At 50.7% G+C, this 16,396-nt stretch carries 16 protein-coding genes; 13 read left to right on the forward strand and 3 right to left on the reverse strand.

Annotation, left to right across the window (positions count from 1 at the left end):
* Nucleotides 1-15: 15 nt before the first annotated feature.
* Nucleotides 16-3,546: a PAS domain-containing protein gene (locus R6H26_RS23210; protein ID WP_404785926.1), complete on the reverse strand. Its 3,531-nt coding sequence runs from the start codon at nt 3,544-3,546 to the stop codon at nt 16-18.
* A 634-nt stretch (nt 3,547-4,180) separates the two neighbouring features.
* Here R6H26_RS23210 and clpB point away from each other — a divergent pair.
* The 13 genes from clpB (at nt 4,181) to R6H26_RS23275 (ending at nt 13,171) form a co-directional block, all read left to right on the forward strand.
* A complete protein-coding gene (gene clpB / locus R6H26_RS23215; RefSeq protein WP_404785928.1) occupies nt 4,181-6,802 on the forward strand; it encodes an ATP-dependent chaperone ClpB in 2,622 nt (873 codons plus the stop codon).
* A 112-nt stretch (nt 6,803-6,914) separates the two neighbouring features.
* On the forward strand, nt 6,915-7,520 hold the full coding sequence (locus R6H26_RS23220; protein WP_404785929.1) for a glutathione S-transferase family protein: 606 nt from the start codon (nt 6,915-6,917) through the stop codon (nt 7,518-7,520).
* A gap of 627 nt (nt 7,521-8,147) precedes the next feature.
* Nucleotides 8,148-8,276 (forward strand): hypothetical protein, encoded by a 129-nt coding sequence (locus tag R6H26_RS23225; protein WP_404785931.1) that lies wholly within the window; start codon nt 8,148-8,150, stop codon nt 8,274-8,276.
* A gap of 4 nt (nt 8,277-8,280) precedes the next feature.
* Nucleotides 8,281-8,718 (forward strand): hypothetical protein, encoded by a 438-nt coding sequence (locus R6H26_RS23230; RefSeq protein WP_404785932.1) that lies wholly within the window; start codon nt 8,281-8,283, stop codon nt 8,716-8,718.
* A gap of 40 nt (nt 8,719-8,758) precedes the next feature.
* Nucleotides 8,759-9,001: a hypothetical protein gene (locus tag R6H26_RS23235; RefSeq protein ID WP_404785934.1), complete on the forward strand. Its 243-nt coding sequence runs from the start codon at nt 8,759-8,761 to the stop codon at nt 8,999-9,001.
* 50 nt (nt 9,002-9,051) lie between these two features.
* Nucleotides 9,052-9,273 carry a hypothetical protein gene (locus R6H26_RS23240; protein WP_404785935.1) on the forward strand — a complete coding sequence of 74 codons (222 nt, stop codon included), beginning with the start codon at nt 9,052-9,054 and terminating at the stop codon, nt 9,271-9,273.
* A 64-nt stretch (nt 9,274-9,337) separates the two neighbouring features.
* Nucleotides 9,338-9,649 (forward strand): Nif11-like leader peptide family natural product precursor, encoded by a 312-nt coding sequence (locus R6H26_RS23245; RefSeq protein WP_404785937.1) that lies wholly within the window; start codon nt 9,338-9,340, stop codon nt 9,647-9,649.
* Nucleotides 9,650-9,661: 12 nt separating this feature from the next.
* Complete coding sequence (locus R6H26_RS23250; RefSeq protein WP_404785938.1) at nt 9,662-9,949, forward strand: Nif11-like leader peptide family natural product precursor; 288 nt, start codon at nt 9,662-9,664, stop codon at nt 9,947-9,949.
* 120 nt (nt 9,950-10,069) lie between these two features.
* The gene (locus R6H26_RS23255) at nt 10,070-10,387 is read left to right on the forward strand and encodes a Nif11-like leader peptide family natural product precursor (protein WP_404785940.1); all 318 of its coding nucleotides are present in this window, start codon (nt 10,070-10,072) and stop codon (nt 10,385-10,387) included.
* A 26-nt stretch (nt 10,388-10,413) separates the two neighbouring features.
* Nucleotides 10,414-10,716: a Nif11-like leader peptide family natural product precursor gene (locus R6H26_RS23260; protein ID WP_404785942.1), complete on the forward strand. Its 303-nt coding sequence runs from the start codon at nt 10,414-10,416 to the stop codon at nt 10,714-10,716.
* Between the two features lie 29 nt (nt 10,717-10,745).
* Nucleotides 10,746-12,014, forward strand: a complete 1,269-nt coding sequence (locus R6H26_RS23265; RefSeq protein WP_404785943.1) for a nif11-class peptide radical SAM maturase 3 — start codon at nt 10,746-10,748, stop codon at nt 12,012-12,014.
* Between the two features lie 14 nt (nt 12,015-12,028).
* Nucleotides 12,029-12,217: a hypothetical protein gene (locus R6H26_RS23270; RefSeq protein ID WP_404785945.1), complete on the forward strand. Its 189-nt coding sequence runs from the start codon at nt 12,029-12,031 to the stop codon at nt 12,215-12,217.
* Nucleotides 12,218-12,862: 645 nt separating this feature from the next.
* Nucleotides 12,863-13,171 carry a hypothetical protein gene (locus tag R6H26_RS23275; RefSeq protein WP_404785946.1) on the forward strand — a complete coding sequence of 103 codons (309 nt, stop codon included), beginning with the start codon at nt 12,863-12,865 and terminating at the stop codon, nt 13,169-13,171.
* Between the two features lie 410 nt (nt 13,172-13,581).
* On the opposite strand, the gene R6H26_RS23280 is transcribed toward R6H26_RS23275, so the two are convergent.
* Nucleotides 13,582-14,304: a peptidylprolyl isomerase gene (locus R6H26_RS23280; protein ID WP_404785947.1), complete on the reverse strand. Its 723-nt coding sequence runs from the start codon at nt 14,302-14,304 to the stop codon at nt 13,582-13,584.
* A 71-nt stretch (nt 14,305-14,375) separates the two neighbouring features.
* Nucleotides 14,376-16,376, reverse strand: a complete 2,001-nt coding sequence (locus R6H26_RS23285; protein WP_404785948.1) for a response regulator — start codon at nt 16,374-16,376, stop codon at nt 14,376-14,378.
* Nucleotides 16,377-16,396: the final 20 nt, after the last annotated feature.

Below are 16,396 nucleotides of genomic sequence, written 5' to 3' on the forward strand. Positions count from 1 at the left end.
CGGCGTACGCGCAAATCAGATGAGCAGGACAGCGATCGCCCGGACCAACTCGTCTGGATCGATGGGTTTGGGTAAATGCTGCTGAAATCCCGCTTGTAAGGCTTGCTGTCGGTTTATTTCTCCGGCGTAGGCCGTCAGGGCGATCGCTGGAACTCGCGCGGTTCCGTCCGAGTTCGATCGAATTTCCTGCAAGAGCGCGTAGCCATCCATGTTTGGCATGCCGATATCAGACACTAAGCAATCCGGGCGCAGTTGTGAGATTGCTTCTAAGGCCGCGATTGCTGAAGGCACGGCCACAACCGCTGCACCTGCGTGTTCTAAAACAAACGCAACAAAGTCGCGGGAGTCGGGTTCGTCATCGACAACCAGAATGCTCAGTCCCGCCAAGGGTAAGGGTTGGGAAGGGGGCAACGCCTCAGCATCGATCTCTGGAATGCATTCTGAAGTCTGCCGCAGCAGGGGCAGAGTCACGGTGAAGGTCGCACCCCGATTTTCGCCCGCGCTTTCAGCGCAAATCTCGCCCCCGTGCAGTTCTATAATTTGACGGGCGATCGCCAGACCCAGGCCGAGGCCACCAAACTTGCGGCTAATCGCACCATCTTCTTGGCGGAAATGCTCGAACACGTACGGCAAGAAATCAGGCTGAATGCCTTTGCCCGTGTCGCTCACGACGACTTGAACTTGGTGCTCGACTTGGGCGAGCCCGACCGTTACCCGGCCCCCCGCAGGGGTGAATTTTACGGCATTGGATAAAAGATTCCAAATGACCTGCTGGAGGCGACCCGCATCACCAGAAACTTTTGCACCCCGTACCTCAAAAACAGTTTGAATCGCGATATTTTTATTTTCTGCCGCCAGCCAAACCGTCTCAATGGCAGAGGCGATCGCCGTTTCCAGACTGACGGGCGCCAAGGTCAAAGAAAGCTTGCCTCGCAGAATCCGCGACACGTCCAACAAGTCTTCGATCAGTTGAGATTGCAGTTTGGCATTGCGCTCGATGGTGATAATGGCTTCGGCAGTCTTCGCGGCACTCAGTTTGCCGCTTTGCAACAACTTCGACCAACCCAGAATGGGATTGAGGGGCGTCCGCAGTTCGTGGGAGAGCACGGCCAGAAATTCATCTTTAATGCGATTGGCTTTTTCTGCTGCCTCCCGCGCCGCCTGCTCTCGCGCTAAGACGCGTTCGCGATCGCGCTCGAGCTGAACGCGATCGCTAATATCGCTGGAAACCCCCACTAATCCAATGACTTCTCCTTCAGCATTGCGGTAGGGTGCTTTCATCGCTAGAAACGTCCGAATGCCGTCGGGAGATTCTTCCACCACTTCTGTCTGCCCGGATTCCATAATCCGCCGATCGTTTTGCGAAACGATGGCACCATCCTCGGGCGATGCGTAAATATCGCAGTCGCGATAGCCAATCACCTCAGAAGCTGGTTTGCCCAGCACTTCAAGGGTCGCTGGGTTGGCGTAAATAATACATCCTTGCCGATTTTTGACAAAAATTGGCGTTGGAGCGGATTGGTTAATTAGATCTAAGATGGCATTCTTCTGCCGCAGTTCTTCTTCAGTGCGCTTGCGTTCTGTGATATCCCGGCAGGTAATCACTCCGCCGTTAATTTCATTGCTGACATCAACGACGGGATAGCCGCTGATACTCATCCATCGACCTTCCAAAGCTGAATCGTGACGGACAAACACTTCCACATCGGTTACGGATTCGCCTCTAATGGCTCTTACCAACGGCAGCTCTTCATTGGGAAAGGGAGTGAGTCGATCTGGCAAAAAGATTCCGTGGGTATCAGACCATTGTTCGCAGGCTCGATCGCCGATTAGCGATCCAAACATATCCCGAGCGGCTTGGTTGACAATCACTATCTCCCCTCGCGGGTTAGCCAGAATCAACCCGTCGCCGATACTATCGACGATGACTTGCCGTAACTTAATTTGCTCCTGGAGGTCGATCTCCGACTGCTTGCGATCGCTGATATCAAAAAAGACGCCGACAGAGCGAACGGCCTCTCCTACTTCGGTGTAGAGAAATCGGCCAAATACGCTGAGCCATCGGATTTGATTGTTATCGGCGCGGACGATGCGGTGTTCTAAGGAAAAAATAGATTGGGTTTGCCTGGCTCGCTCCACCTCCTGTCCGATGCGCTCCACATCGTCAGGATGCACGCGAGAATGCCACATTTCTGAGCTACCTTCGCCCGTCACATTGGGAGGATAGCCCAAAATAGTGAAATGTTTCTCAGACCAAATTCTTTTTTCGGTCTGTAGATCGATATCCCAAGTTGCCATTCCTGCTGCTTCTAGGGCGAGGCTCAGGCGTTCTTCGCTTTGATGGAGAGAAACCTCAACTTGCTTGCGATCGCTAATGTCTTTAAAGCGGACGGCCACCCTGCGATCGGACGGCTCTCCAAAGCGGAACGCAAACACGTCGAACCAGCGGTTCATGACGGCGGAGCGCTCTTCAAAGCGCACGCATTCTCCTGTCAGCACCACGTTGCCGTAAATTTCAAACCAACGCTCCTCTAAATCGGGGAGGAGCTGGCGCGCGGTTTTACCGACTGCCTGCACCAATCCCGTATGTCTCTCAAAGGCCGGGTTGATTTCCAAAAAACGGTAGTCTATCGGCGCCTCATTTTCATCGAAGAGCATTTCAACGATACAAAAGCCTTCATCGATCGCATCAAACAACGCGCGATAGCGCTCCTCCGAGCGGCGCAAAGCTTCCTGCGTCTGTTTTTGAGCCGTTACATCCTGAAAATAAATGGCAAGACCGGAAGCAATGGGATAGGCGCGGACCGCGTACCACCTGTGATGGGGCGGGTAGAACACTTCAAAACTAACCGTAACGCGTTCCGCCACGGCACGACGGTATTCTCGCTCGATCCTACTCCCTACGGATTCGGGAAACACCTCCCAGTGATTCTTGCCGAGGATGCTCTCCGGCGAGCGGTTCAACAACCGCATCGCTTGAGCGTTGACGTAGGTGATTCGCCAATCTGGATCCAAACAACAGAACGCATCTGAAATATTTTCAAGCGTCTCTAATACGTATTGCGATCGCGCTAGAGCATCTCCAGGAATCGAAGATAGGCGTTGCGGCGAAGCAATTTGAGTAAAAGTAGTAACCACCGCATAGGGCGTCGATCCATTGGCTTGAAATAAAGGCTGGGAAGTCGCGTTCAACCAAGCCAATTCTCCGTTAGGAGTACAAATCCCCATCGCGACATCTCGGCAAGGTTGCCCCGTCTGCAATGCCACCATAGCCGGATGGGCCTCGCCCGGAAAGGGAGAACCATCTTCGCGGACGATTTGCCGCAAACCGTCGAGCGAAGTCAATCCCTGCATCTGCTCCGCACTCAACCCCAATAGCTCCTGCGCGCGCGCGTTACACGCCTGAATGCTGCCATCGGCCAACTGAAAGACCATGCCCTGCATTGCTCCAGACAAAGGAGCAGATCCATTACCAATTGGGATTGCATCCGTAGAGGCAAGACGAGAGTTTAGGTCTGAGGAAGGGGAAGCTTCTAACTCTGACATAGATTTGGCTTAAACTACTTATTGAAGTAGTGGCTTAGGGGTTTTCCAGACTCGCGACAGCATTCGCCTCGTAGATCGATCGCTGCTGTCTCAGTTTTGGTCGCAGCACCTCCTTCCGTCTTGGTAAGGCAGCCATCGCGGCGATGGCGATCGAGTTTACCTGAGGGGCTTCAATCCTTCTGCAGAACTCATCTTTCAACTTATTTTAATATCTAAACAATCTCTCTTGGGACGCTCAAAAATCTGTCATTAGGGGGATGTTTGGAGGCGATCGGCCGTAATTTCTTGTCGTTTAACTGATTTCAACTTCAACTCCCCTCTCCCGCTTTGGGAGAGGGGTTGGGGGTGAGGGTCTTAAACTCTTGTCAGTCGATCGGCTAGCAGACCTTCAATTTCATGCAAGGTTGCATTGCTGCTGAAGCAAAGCCCGAAAGACTATCTACTTAGGAATTAGCCTTTAATACTTTTTAGCATGACGGCAAAATAACAGGACCAAAAGGCCGTAAACCCCTATCTTTAAGGGTGAGAACACCGATCCAAGAAATCTCCAATCTCTCTTTACAATGTCAGTACGACCGTACCGCTTGGAGGCAGTACGGCTTACAGGTGCCACTGCTGGGAGGAATAATTATCTATGCAGCCTACAAACCCCAATCAATTTACCGAAAAAGCCTGGGAGGCCGTCGTCCGCACTCCGGATATTGTGAAGCAGGCCCAACAGCAGCAAATTGAAAGCGAGCATTTGTTCCAAGCGCTGCTGGAGCAGGATGGCTTAGCCGCCAGCATTTTTAATAAAGCAGAGGTCAACGTCCAGCGTTTGAGGGATCGCACCACGGAATTTATCAATAAGCAGGCTAAGCTCAGCACCCCTAGCAGTTCGGTTTATTTGGGGCGCAGCTTAGATATGCTGCTAGACCGCGCAGACGCCTACCGTCAAGAATTTGAGGATGAGTATATTTCCATCGAGCACCTCATTCTGGCTTACGCTAAAGACGAACGGTTCGGTCAGGGACTGCTGCGGGAAGTCGGGTTAGATGAAGCCAAGCTGAGAACGGTTATCGAGCAAATCAGAGGAAGTCAAAAAGTGACGGATCAAAACCCTGAAGGAAAGTACGAGTCGCTGGAAAAGTACGGTCGCGACCTCACCCAACTGGCCAAGGAAGGCAAACTCGATCCGGTGATCGGTCGAGATGATGAAATTCGCCGTACGGTTCAAATTCTGTCCCGTCGGACCAAAAACAATCCGGTCCTGATCGGGGAGCCGGGGGTCGGTAAAACGGCGATCGCCGAAGGATTGGCCCAGCGCATCATTGCCGGAGACGTGCCGGAATCCCTGCGCGATCGCCAGCTCATCACGCTCGATATGGGCGCGCTGATTGCAGGCGCGAAGTACCGGGGCGAGTTTGAAGAACGCCTCAAGTCAGTGCTCAAGGAAGTGACCGAATCCAACGGCCAAATCATTTTGTTTATCGACGAAATCCATACCGTCGTGGGAGCCGGGGCCACCCAAGGCTCCATGGACGCGGGCAACTTGCTCAAACCCATGCTGGCGCGGGGCGAGCTGCGCTGTATCGGAGCCACCACGCTGGACGAATACCGCAAGTACATCGAAAAAGACGCAGCTTTAGAGCGACGCTTCCAACAGGTCTTTATCGATCAGCCCACCATTGAAGACACGATCTCGATTTTGCGCGGATTGAAAGAGCGCTATGAAGTCCACCACGGGGTCAAGATTTCCGACAACGCGCTGGTGGCTGCCGCTACGCTATCTACGCGGTACATCAGCGATCGGTTCTTGCCCGACAAGGCAATCGACTTAATGGACGAAGCCGCTGCCAAGCTCAAGATGGAAATTACTTCCAAGCCGGAGGAACTCGACGAAATCGATCGCAAGGTCCTTCAGCTCGAAATGGAGCGACTGTCTTTGCAAAAGGAAAGCGATCGCGCGTCTCAAGATCGGCTGGTACGCCTCGAAAAAGAAATGGCGGATTTGAAGGAGCAGCAGTCTGCCCTCAACGCCCAATGGCAGTCCGAGAAACACGTCATCGACCAAATTCAGAGCGTCAAGGAAGAAATCGATCGGGTCAATATTGAAATTCAGCAAGCCGAGCGCGACTACGACCTCAACCGCGCGGCCGAACTCAAATACGGCAAACTCACCAGCCTCCAGCGCGACCTAGAGCAAGCGGAAGCGAACCTCACCCAAACCCAGACCACAGGCCACTCCATGCTGCGCGAGGAAGTCACCGAGGCTGACATTGCCGAAATTATTGGCAAGTGGACGGGCATTCCCGTCACAAAACTGGTGCAGTCTGAAATGGACAAACTCCTGCACTTGGAAGACGAACTCCACCGACGCGTGATCGGACAGGAAGAAGCCGTGACGGCTGTGGCGGACTCCATCCAGCGATCGCGCGCCGGGCTGGCAGACCCCAACCGACCGATCGCCAGCTTTATCTTCCTAGGACCGACGGGCGTCGGGAAGACCGAGCTGGCCAAGGCACTCGCGGCCTATATGTTCGACACCGAAGAGGCGATCGTGCGAATCGATATGTCGGAGTACATGGAAAAGCATTCCGTCTCGCGGTTGGTGGGCGCGCCTCCCGGATACGTGGGCTACGACGAAGGCGGTCAGCTGACCGAAGCCGTGCGGCGCAGGCCCTATGCCGTCATCTTGTTCGACGAAATTGAGAAAGCCCACCCAGACGTATTCAACATCCTGCTGCAAATCCTCGACGATGGCCGCGCGACGGATTCCCAAGGTCGTACGGTGGACTTCAAGAACGCCATCATCATCATGACCAGCAACATCGGATCGCAGTACATTCTGGATGTAGCAGGGGATGACAGCCGCTACCTTGAAATGCAGGAGCGGGTTCTAGAGGCACTGCGGACGAGTTTTAGGCCGGAGTTCCTCAACCGGGTAGACGAGCTGATCATTTTCCACAGTCTGCGCAAAGATCAACTGCGCAACATCGTGAAGCTTCAGGTCAAACGCCTAGAAGCGCGCTTGCAAGAGCGGAAGATGGCGCTCAAGCTTTCTGATGAAGCATTGGATCTGCTGGCAGATATCGGTTACGACCCCGTTTATGGCGCTCGTCCGCTCAAGCGCGCAATTCAGCGAGAGCTGGAAACCACGATGGCCAAAAGCATCCTGCGAGGCGATTTTGTTGACGGCGATACCATTTTTGTGGATGTTGCCAACGAGCGTCTCAGCTTTAAACGACTCCCGTCTGAGGTGCTGACAAGCGGATAATTGGATTTTTCGTCATCGATTGCGAACTAAAACGAACGGCCAGATTTTAAGCTTTACCAATGCTTGAGGTCTGGCTGTTAGTGTATGGATATCCCTATCCACTTAAAGTCTCATGATCGATCTTTACACGTTCTCAACTCCCAACGGTCGCAAAGCATCCATCATGCTAGAGGAAGTCAACCTTCCCTACGCAACGCACAAAATTGATATTACAAAGGGAGAGCAGTCTACTCCAGAATATATTGCGATCAACCCCAACGGCAAAATTCCCGCCATTGTCGATCGCGAGACTGGAATAACGGTATTTGAATCTGGCGCAATTTTAATTTATCTAGCCGAGAAAGCTGGAAAGTTTTTGCCGATGGAATCTTCCAAGCGCTTTCGCGTTTTAGAATGGCTGATGTTTCAGATGGGTGGCGTTGGACCAATGCTAGGGCAGTACAACCACTTCAATCGATTTGCCCCCGAAAAAATCGACTACGCGATCGCCCGCTACCGCACAGAAACGCTCCGCATCTTCGGCGTACTCGATCGCCAGCTCGCCGATCGCGACTTTATCTGCGACGAGTACTCGATCGCCGATATTGCGACATTCCCTTGGATCGCGTCCTATGAATTTATGGGATTGACATTGGACGCACACCCACATCTAAAGCGCTGGGTAGACACAGTACAGCAACGCCCCGGAGTCCAGCGGGGCATGGCAGTGCCAGCCTGAGTTTTCGGACAAATACTGGATAAATTCTCCGCGCTCTTTGCGCTTCACATGATTTCATAAGCTAGATAGGAACCGAAACTGCGAAGCTAAGAGGCAGTTTGAAAAATTTCTTAGACATTACACTTTCCCCCCAATTCTGGGGGGAAACAAGCATCGTTTTCGGAAATGACCCTAATTTTCGGTGTTCTCCCCCCAGAATTGGGGAGCGGGGGAGCTAATGCAAGGAAGAATGAGGCTTTTAAAGCAGCCTCTAGACCTGTAAATGAGCGCGCAGGAAAGCTAGCCCTAGCTTTTGAAGGGACAAAAATATATCTATTCAGACTTTTAATGACTCGATCGAGCCTGCCGCAGCTGCTCAGAACTGGGACTGGCCCCCCGGACTTGGCACGCGAAGAAATTTTTTCAGCATCTTTAGCAAGCCTAGGTCGCTTAGCCCGAGCCTGACGATCTCGCAACATCGGCAGACAGTCCCATGAAGGGACATAAACCCTAGTGTTTTGGTCTTTAAAAAGAGATAGAAGTCTTGATCGATAGCGGTTTAACCTAAGACAATCCTTATTAACCTCGATAATTCCATTGGAACTTCATCGAAGTATTGGAATTAACAAGTCAACCGACTTGGATAGTGTGTCTCCATATAAAAGCAAGACCTTTCATCGTCAGGCCATTGGTATTTGTCTTGCAGATGAGTGTCGCGGTCGGAAACAAGAGTGGCAGATCGCGCGATCGCCATCTCATCTCAATGCAGGAAGCTAAAGTAATGGAAAACACGACAGTCGAAAAAATTCCATTGTGTCCGAGCGCTCGTCCAACCGTCGATCGGAGCGTTGTTTTTGGCGTAGTCAACGGGACGGCAGATCGTCCGAGGGTGGTTTACCTCAAGCACGCCCAAACTGTTACGGAAGAACTCGTCGCTAAAGTTCACCCCGTCACGCCAGCGGAAGTCTTGCGGGCGGCCTCCCCGTGCGAGACCAAGGCTTGCCAGCACTTTGACGGCACAAACTGTCGCCTAGCAACGCGGGTATCCGCACAGTTGCCCGCTGTTGCCGAACAACTTCCGCCCTGTGCCATTCGTCGAGATTGTCGGTGGTGGCAACAAGAGGGAAGTGCAGTCTGTTTTCGCTGCCCTCAAGTGATTACGGATAACTCCAATCCTTCAACCCTGATGAAGGAAGTTTCAACGCCCGCAGTCTCATAAAGAAAAAACTTACGCTCACTGCCCCAATAGGAGAAAACCCATGGCGCACGAAAAACTCTCTTTACAAGTCCATAACCTCAACGAGGTTGACATGGATGAAGCCCTAGATTTAGCAATCGCAAATGCATCGGCTCGGCGAAGCGCTGCTGAAATTGAAATTTCCCTAGAAGAAGCAGAACAAGTGAATGGTGGCATCGGAGTTTCGACAACAACCATATCAAAAGTACCCTGCCCTATTATAACCGTTGGTCTGATCTACGAGCCTGATGCTTCTCTCATGTAAGTCGATCGCGCCATCTATCTAAAACGAGTATTAAAACCAAGGAGATATCGATGTCTTTACATCACAACAAGTTAGACCTATACGAGCTTGAAGAACTCGACGATCTAGGGCTGCTAGATGAGGCGATCGCAACGGCTACCGCTCGTCGAAATTCATCTTTAGAGCAGAGCGACGCTATCTCAGAACTAGATCCTAAAGAAGCAAATGCAGTGATCGGAGGAATTCGGCCTGGTGGTAGCACCTGCGGAATGATGCCGTGCGAGCCTCTTTAGAGGCTATCTCCGATTTTATGTTCTATTTCATCCATCGCTTCAATCTCTTACTTAAGGTAGTCCTATGTCGTTAGAAAATGTCAAAAAGTTTTACGCTCACTTAGCTATTGACGAAGCTTTCCAGGCCCGAGTCGCAAATGCGAACAGCAAAGAAGAATGCAGCCAAATTGTAAAAGCAGCAGGATACGACTTCACGACTCAAGAACTCGAAGAATATACCGCTCAATTGATGAATCCATCTGATGACTTATCGCCTTTAGACAAGGCCGAATTAGAAACGGTGATCGGCGGATTTACCGCTCTCAGAAAGCCTCTGCCGTGGATTCAGCCACTGTACGGCGTCATCTGGCCGCCGGATGAAAAGGAAATCATGTAATCAGAGAGATTTATGAATATCGTTCACTTATTTTTTCAACAGCTTTTTAAGGATGTAAATTTGCGATCGCAGCTTCAAAATGCCACTTGTCGGGCAACCGGCTGGGCGATCGCCAAAGCGGCTGGCTACGAGTTCACGATGGACGAGCTAGAGACCTATGCATCCCACGTATTGGATGGAACATTACCGCCCGTAGACGAAGCAGAGCTGAGCGCTGTCGTCGGAGGATTTATGACATTGATGAGGCCCATCTCAGGTGCCGTCCAGGAATACGGTTCGGTTCCGCCGCTTTTAGATTGATGCTATTCCCGAAATAAAAACTACCAAACATTCTGTAAGGGCGCAAGGTATGTGCGCCCCTACAACTCGGTCTTCTCTTTTCTAGAAATTACCTAAGACGCATATTAGAGCAATAAATTTATGTCTTTAGAAAATGTCAAATTGTTTTATGCCCGCGTAGCTGTAGACGAAGCTTTTCGCGCTCAAATCCAGCAATTGGAACGCAGAGAAGAAGGCTACCAGCTTGCGAAAGCCATGGGGTTTGATTTCACCTCACAGGAATTTGAAGATTACACGGCTCGAGTTTTAGAAGCAGATGTAAAAGACGAACTTGCAACCATAGATGCGGAGGAACTTGCTGGGGTTGTGGGTGGCATGTTGGGCGATCTCACCCTTCAGGACGTTCAAATTTATGGAAGCGTTCAGCCGGGTCGAGGCAATTCCTGGTCTATTGAGTAAATCCATCGCTCTGGAGTAAAAAGAGTATGTCGATTGAGGCCGTCCAAAATTTTTATCAACGACTGGCAAGCGATCCTGTTTTCTACAGCGAGCTTCAGCAGAGTAAAACGAAGGATGACTGTCGCGCTATCGTGCGAGCGGCTGGCTATGACTTTACGCCAACAGAATTGACGGATTACACTGCTGCTTTGCTCGAACCAAAGACAGCCAAAGCCGAGCTCAACCCACTTGGAGAGAGGGAGTTAGCGGCAGTTGTTGGAGGGGCGATCGCCCTGACCGTTTCGCCTACCGTCATGCCACCCTACGGTCACGTCCCTCTCCGTTTTTAGATCTCGTATCCATTCTAGAGGCTACTTCGATGAGTTATCGCAGAATTAGCTATGCAGTGTGGGAAATTACGCTGAAATGCAATCTTGCCTGTCAGCACTGCGGTTCCCGCGCAGGTCACGAGCGCGCCAACGAGCTTTCTACAGAAGAAGCATTAGATTTAGTCAGACAGATGGCAGACATCGGCATCAAAGAAGTCACGCTCATTGGTGGCGAAGCTTTTTTGCGCTCTGATTGGCTCGATATTGCCAGAGCCATTACCGATGCGGGGATGGTCTGCGGGATGACAACCGGGGGATACGGCATCACCCTAGACACTGCTCAGAAAATGAAAGCAGCGGGCATTCGGGTGGTTTCGGTTTCTGTAGATGGGCTAGAGGCAACCCACGATCGCCTTCGAGGCCGTCAAGGGGCTTGGCAGTGGGCCTTTAAGACCATGGGCAATCTCAAAGCGGCGGGCATTCCCTTTGGTTGCAATACTCAAATCAATCGCCTTTCTGGGCCAGAATTCCCGCTCATTTACGAAAAACTACGCGAAGCAGGAATTTTTGCGTGGCAGATCCAGCTCACCGTCCCGATGGGAAATGCTGCCGATAACCATGAAATTCTGCTTCAGCCTTCCGAACTGCTGGATGTTTACCCCATGCTGGCCAGGGTTACCGAACAAGCTCAACAAGATGGGATTCGGATCCAGGCTGGCAACAATATTGGCTACTACGGCCCCTACGAGCGACTGTTACGCGGTGCGGGCGACCCTTGGACGTTTTGGCAGGGTTGTACGGCGGGTTTATCTGCAATTGGAATTGAAGCAGATGGAGCGATCAAGGGCTGCCCTTCTTTGCCAACGGCAGCTTACGCAGGGGGGAATGTAAGAGACCAAAAACTGCGATACATCGTGGAAGAAACGGAGCAGTTGCGGTTTAATCTAGGGGCCGATACCCCCAAGGGCACCGAACATCTCTGGGGTTTTTGCAAAACCTGCGAGTTTGCCGAGCTTTGTCGCGGTGGATGTAGCTGGACCGCCCATGTCTTTTTCGATCGCCGAGGCAACAATCCTTACTGCCATCACCGCGCCCTCGCGCAAGCCGAGCAGGGCATTCGAGAGCGGTTGACCGTCAAACGCCGCGCGGAAGGCGTCCCCTTTGATAATGGCGAATTTGAGATTCTAGAGGAATCCATTGATGCGGCTTGGCCCGAGGGCGATGCGCTTCACTTTACCAGCGATCGCATCCAGTGGCCTGCGCGCTGGAAGGACGAAAAAGAGAGCGATAAAGTTTTGGCGATCGCTAGCCCGAGTTAACGCTGGAGAAAACAATGACTGAAAAACTCAATCCAACTCTAAAGCTATCGAACGGAGACAATGCAAGCACTGTCGCCCAAGAGCAGCAATACGTGCTGCCACGTCAGGCATGGAACGATCGGGTTGCATATTTTAGGGTATTGTTCAAAACAAAGAAGGCTTTAGATCTTATCGATCGAAAAAATGATATCTCTTCGATCTAAGCACAAAATTTCTAAGTGACAAAAATATTGAATTTTTGGCTCGACCGAGAAAGCTAAATTTATTGCAAACAGAATTTCAATACGATAAATTCATCATGGCAAACCGAAAAGACATAAATTCATCGTCTTTTCAAAAACAAAAACGCTTACTTTTTGCAATCAGAATATGTTCAAACTACTAATCGAAGATATCGAACATCTCTCTTCAGAAGAGATGACTCAGATCTCCAGAAATGACCAAGAGATGACTTTGGGCGGTTGCTGCTGTTGCTGCCCGCCACCGCCACCGCCACCACCGCCTCCTTGCAATCCAAGACTCCCACAGTGCGATCCAGCATTCGTTTTCTAAAGCGTTAGATTCAAAACAAAGCAGGACGACTCATACTTGAAGTCGCCCTGCTTTGTTTTAAACGAAGAATCCTACTTATAATTTTATTTAAAAATCAAACATCAAATTTGTAGGTCGATCTCAATAGAGTATATTATCTCAATTTTATACAGAATATCCATAAAGTGCTTTTAATAAATAAATAATGTCACTCAAGAAAATCATGGACTTTGGTTTGTACTCCGAGCCATAGATATTATCTTTAATAAGCTTAAAAAGCCAAAAACAACGATTCTTTTACTAACTGAAGATAATTTATGGCAACCTTGCTGACTCAAAACCTCGATTCAATCTCCACAAACCGTTCGCTCCAGATTCAAGACATTACTTCTGGGCCAAATGTTGTGCTCGATACCACCGAGTTCTTAGCCAGCGATCTAAGCACTGATGAATTAACCCAGGTCGTTGGGGGAGCAACGATACTTGGAGGAGGGCAGACTGCCCCAGGTCTTTACGAATATACTGTTGCTTCTGGTGGGCATGTCTTTTCGGTTTCGGTAATCTACAGTCCCTTCGACGGTTCTAGACAGACAATCGTTGAACACCTAACCGACCTATGTGAGTAGGTGAATCAAATTAAATTGAAATAGATTGAGATTAAACTTACAATGTCTGAAAATTATTGCAAGTTTAATTTTGTCACACTACTTGTTTCAAGATACTCGATCGGGAGCATCCCACTTTGGCAAAAGTAGCCTAGCGATTGAAATCGCGGCTATAGGAACAAAACCTGCATCCGCAGGTTAAGTCCAAAGTGTGAGTCCGCGCGGCGGGCATCGTTCTTATAGCTGCGTTGGCGTAGCCTGTCCGCAGGACTTATTCAATCGCCAGATTTCAAAGTGAGATACTCCCTACTCGATCCTCTTCCTTCTGACTCGGAAGATCGGACAATAAGCATTGTCTCTATCTTGAGATAGAGAGATAATGCTCTAGGAAAGCACAGCTAACAAAAAACATAAGATAAGAAAGTTCTATTTTATTTCTCATATTTTGAGAGTTCTCGCTTGAGCCATTTAGAAAACAAATCTGAAAGAATTGTATTCTGCATTTGTTCGCTTAAATTAGGAACAAGAATCTCCTCGACATAAATTAGATGAATTCCATCTGCAGCCAAGATGGGCTTTAGAAGCTGGGGTGGAGTACTTGCAAATACAGTACTAGAAATTTCTGCACTCAGCTCTGTTCTTTTTAAGATACCTCGATATCCTCCTCTACGCCGTAACTCTGCATCTTGAATATATTGCTGAGCAACTTCAAAAAACGTAATTTCTCCTTCCTTAAGACCGTAAAATAGTTCCAACGCAATATCTTCATCTTCTAAGACAACTTCATACAACGCCACTGCCATGTAGTCCAATTGATTTGAAGCAAAATAAGCTTCCACTCGATCTTCGAATAAATGCTTAGCCAGCTTAGATTGAAGCACCGAAAATCGAATCATTGCTTCAAAATCTTCAACGGCTAACTCTCGCTGCTGCAACCAAGCTAAAGTATCTTCCGCTCGTTGGAGGTTGTTGGCCTTGCGAAATTCGTCGGCAGAGGTCTGGATTTCTTCCGGTGTGACTTCAATACCTCTGTCTGCGGCGGTCGTTTGGATGATACGACGAATGGCGATCGCCTCCTTTAGCGCTGGTAGTTGGCCAGACAACTTAACGTGGTGCAGCACTTCCTCCGCAGAAATTGCGAGTTGTTCGGTCATGTAGGGCTCCTTTGCAAGTGATAGAAGTGAGACAGACTAAAGCAGCAGAAGGGGAAACCACGCATTGATGGCTACAGGCGCAAGCCGCCTTTCTGGAGTTTTTTAAATGGATCGAGCAAAAAGTCGATAATGCGACGCTGGCGAACGATGACTTCCGCAGTGACAGCCTGCCCTGGGGAGAGCAAAATTTTCTTAGTCGCAGTTTGAATGAAGGGCCGATCTAGCGTGACTTCCAAATCAAAAACCTCGGATTGAGCGCCGTTTGCTTGCACGACCTTAGAATCCGGCGACAACCATTGCAGCCGTCCTGAAACGACTCCATAATCTTGGAAGGGGTAGGCGTCAAACTTCAGCTTGACGGGCTGTCCCACCTTCAAGAAACCGCTGTTGGAACTGGGCACCTGCGCCCTCACAATTAACGGTGCGTTTTGAGGCGCAATTTGAGCGATGAGCTGACCCGTTTGCAAAAAAGCCTTTGGTTTCTTAACCGGGAATTCAAAAATGGTGCCCGCGACGGGCGATCGCACGACTCGTCGTTCTAGTTGTAGATCGAGCGCCTGCAACTGGCTTTGGCTTTGCTTTATGTCTGCCTTGAGCGCATTGGCTTGAGATTCTAGCTGTTTGAGCTGCTCCTGATTTTTGAGCAGTGCCAGTTCCCCAGATTTAGAAATCGTCGTTTGTCCGTTCTGCTGTTCTTGCAGCCTCAAGTCTGCCTGCTGTTGCTCGGCTAGAAGCTTTTGTTTGAGACCCTGATAGCTATTTTGGCGTTCGACCAAGCTTTTTTGGCCTTGCTGAACTTCAGCGGCAGACTGGTCGCGGAGGCGTCGGCTTTCATCGGCAGTGCGCTCTAGCTCGACCACTTTGACCGCAGGGACGACGCCCGCCGTTGCCAACACTTGATAGCGCTTCACCTCATCCAAATCTTTTCGATAGCGATTCTCAGCGCGAATCAAATCCGTTTGGGCCGCATTCAACCTTGCCTCTGCCTGCTCGACTTGAGCCAACTTTTCGGCTTCCTGAAGCGGCGCATTGGCCTGACTCGCCGACAAAGACTGGCGCGCTTGACCCACCTGGGATAATTTCTCCGATGCCTGGGCTTGATTTTGCTGGGCCTGCACGCTCAGGGTGCTCAGCACTTGAGTCTTTAAAATTTCGAGCTGGTTGAGCTGGCTGGTTTGCCCCGACAACTTTGCCTGCGCCTGCTGCCGTTCGGCTCGCAACACGTCGGCCTCCAGCTCTATTAAGACCTGCCCTTTGGAGACCGTTTGACCTTCTTGGACGCGAACGGCTGCGACGGTTCCCGCAGCGGGCGAATCCAGGCGTTGGGTCGCCCCTTTGGGTTCTATTCGGCCTCGGGCAACCCCCGTCTCATCCACGCGCGAGAGCATCGACCAAGGCAAGACGATCGCCGCAAAGATCAGCAAAAAATAGAGCAGTCCCCTCGTCCAAACCTGAGGGAGCGCGTTGATTCGATCTTCTGCATAGGGAGACCACTCTTGCTCGGACGATACGATCTCTGAGGGGACAGTCTCCGCCAATGGCGCTGGCACGGGAGCCGCTTCAAGGATTGTGGGAGCCGAAGAGGGCAGCAAGGACACCGCTCCCGCATCTAACTTTTCAAACAAGCCGGGGCCGAGCTGCAAGTATCCTTTTTGGACGTAGCGAATGGCATGGACGATTTCCTGGGCCGGGGTCCCCTTGAGCAGATAACCTCGCGCCCCGGCAGCTAACGCATCGCGGATATAGCCATCGTCATCGTGGCTGCTGAACATCAACACCTTCGTGTGGGCAAACTGCTCCGTAATGCTCCGCGTAATGGCAATCCCATCCATATCCGGCATTTCAATATCAACCAGAGCGATGTCCGGCTGCAACTCTGAAATTAATTTCAACGTCGCTTTGCCATTATCGGCACTGGCAATGACGTTGATGTCCGCTTCTGGTGTCAAAAAAGACCTCAGCAGTTCCAACACCGATGGCTGGTCGTCCGCCAGCAGAACCCGAATCGTCCGGCAAGACGTATCGGTCGAAATGGGCATCGTGCCAGATGGATAAACGATCGACTTGTTCAAGGGTCACACTCCACATCAAT

The organism is Altericista sp. CCNU0014, assembly GCF_044923475.1.
Taxonomy (GTDB): Bacteria; Cyanobacteriota; Cyanobacteriia; order Thermosynechococcales; family Thermosynechococcaceae; genus JAAURS01.

Coding starts and splice junctions, on each gene's coding strand:
- R6H26_RS23210 (WP_404785926.1), bottom strand. CDS start 3,546: ATGTCAGAGTTAGAAGCTTCCCCTTCCTCAGACCTAAACTCTCGTCTT.
- clpB (WP_404785928.1), top strand. CDS start 4,181: ATGCAGCCTACAAACCCCAATCAATTTACCGAAAAAGCCTGGGAGGCC.
- R6H26_RS23220 (WP_404785929.1), top strand. CDS start 6,915: ATGATCGATCTTTACACGTTCTCAACTCCCAACGGTCGCAAAGCATCC.
- R6H26_RS23230 (WP_404785932.1), top strand. CDS start 8,281: ATGGAAAACACGACAGTCGAAAAAATTCCATTGTGTCCGAGCGCTCGT.
- R6H26_RS23235 (WP_404785934.1), top strand. CDS start 8,759: ATGGCGCACGAAAAACTCTCTTTACAAGTCCATAACCTCAACGAGGTT.
- R6H26_RS23240 (WP_404785935.1), top strand. CDS start 9,052: ATGTCTTTACATCACAACAAGTTAGACCTATACGAGCTTGAAGAACTC.
- R6H26_RS23245 (WP_404785937.1), top strand. CDS start 9,338: ATGTCGTTAGAAAATGTCAAAAAGTTTTACGCTCACTTAGCTATTGAC.
- R6H26_RS23250 (WP_404785938.1), top strand. CDS start 9,662: ATGAATATCGTTCACTTATTTTTTCAACAGCTTTTTAAGGATGTAAAT.
- R6H26_RS23255 (WP_404785940.1), top strand. CDS start 10,070: ATGTCTTTAGAAAATGTCAAATTGTTTTATGCCCGCGTAGCTGTAGAC.
- R6H26_RS23260 (WP_404785942.1), top strand. CDS start 10,414: ATGTCGATTGAGGCCGTCCAAAATTTTTATCAACGACTGGCAAGCGAT.
- R6H26_RS23265 (WP_404785943.1), top strand. CDS start 10,746: ATGAGTTATCGCAGAATTAGCTATGCAGTGTGGGAAATTACGCTGAAA.
- R6H26_RS23270 (WP_404785945.1), top strand. CDS start 12,029: ATGACTGAAAAACTCAATCCAACTCTAAAGCTATCGAACGGAGACAAT.
- R6H26_RS23275 (WP_404785946.1), top strand. CDS start 12,863: ATGGCAACCTTGCTGACTCAAAACCTCGATTCAATCTCCACAAACCGT.
- R6H26_RS23280 (WP_404785947.1), bottom strand. CDS start 14,304: ATGACCGAACAACTCGCAATTTCTGCGGAGGAAGTGCTGCACCACGTT.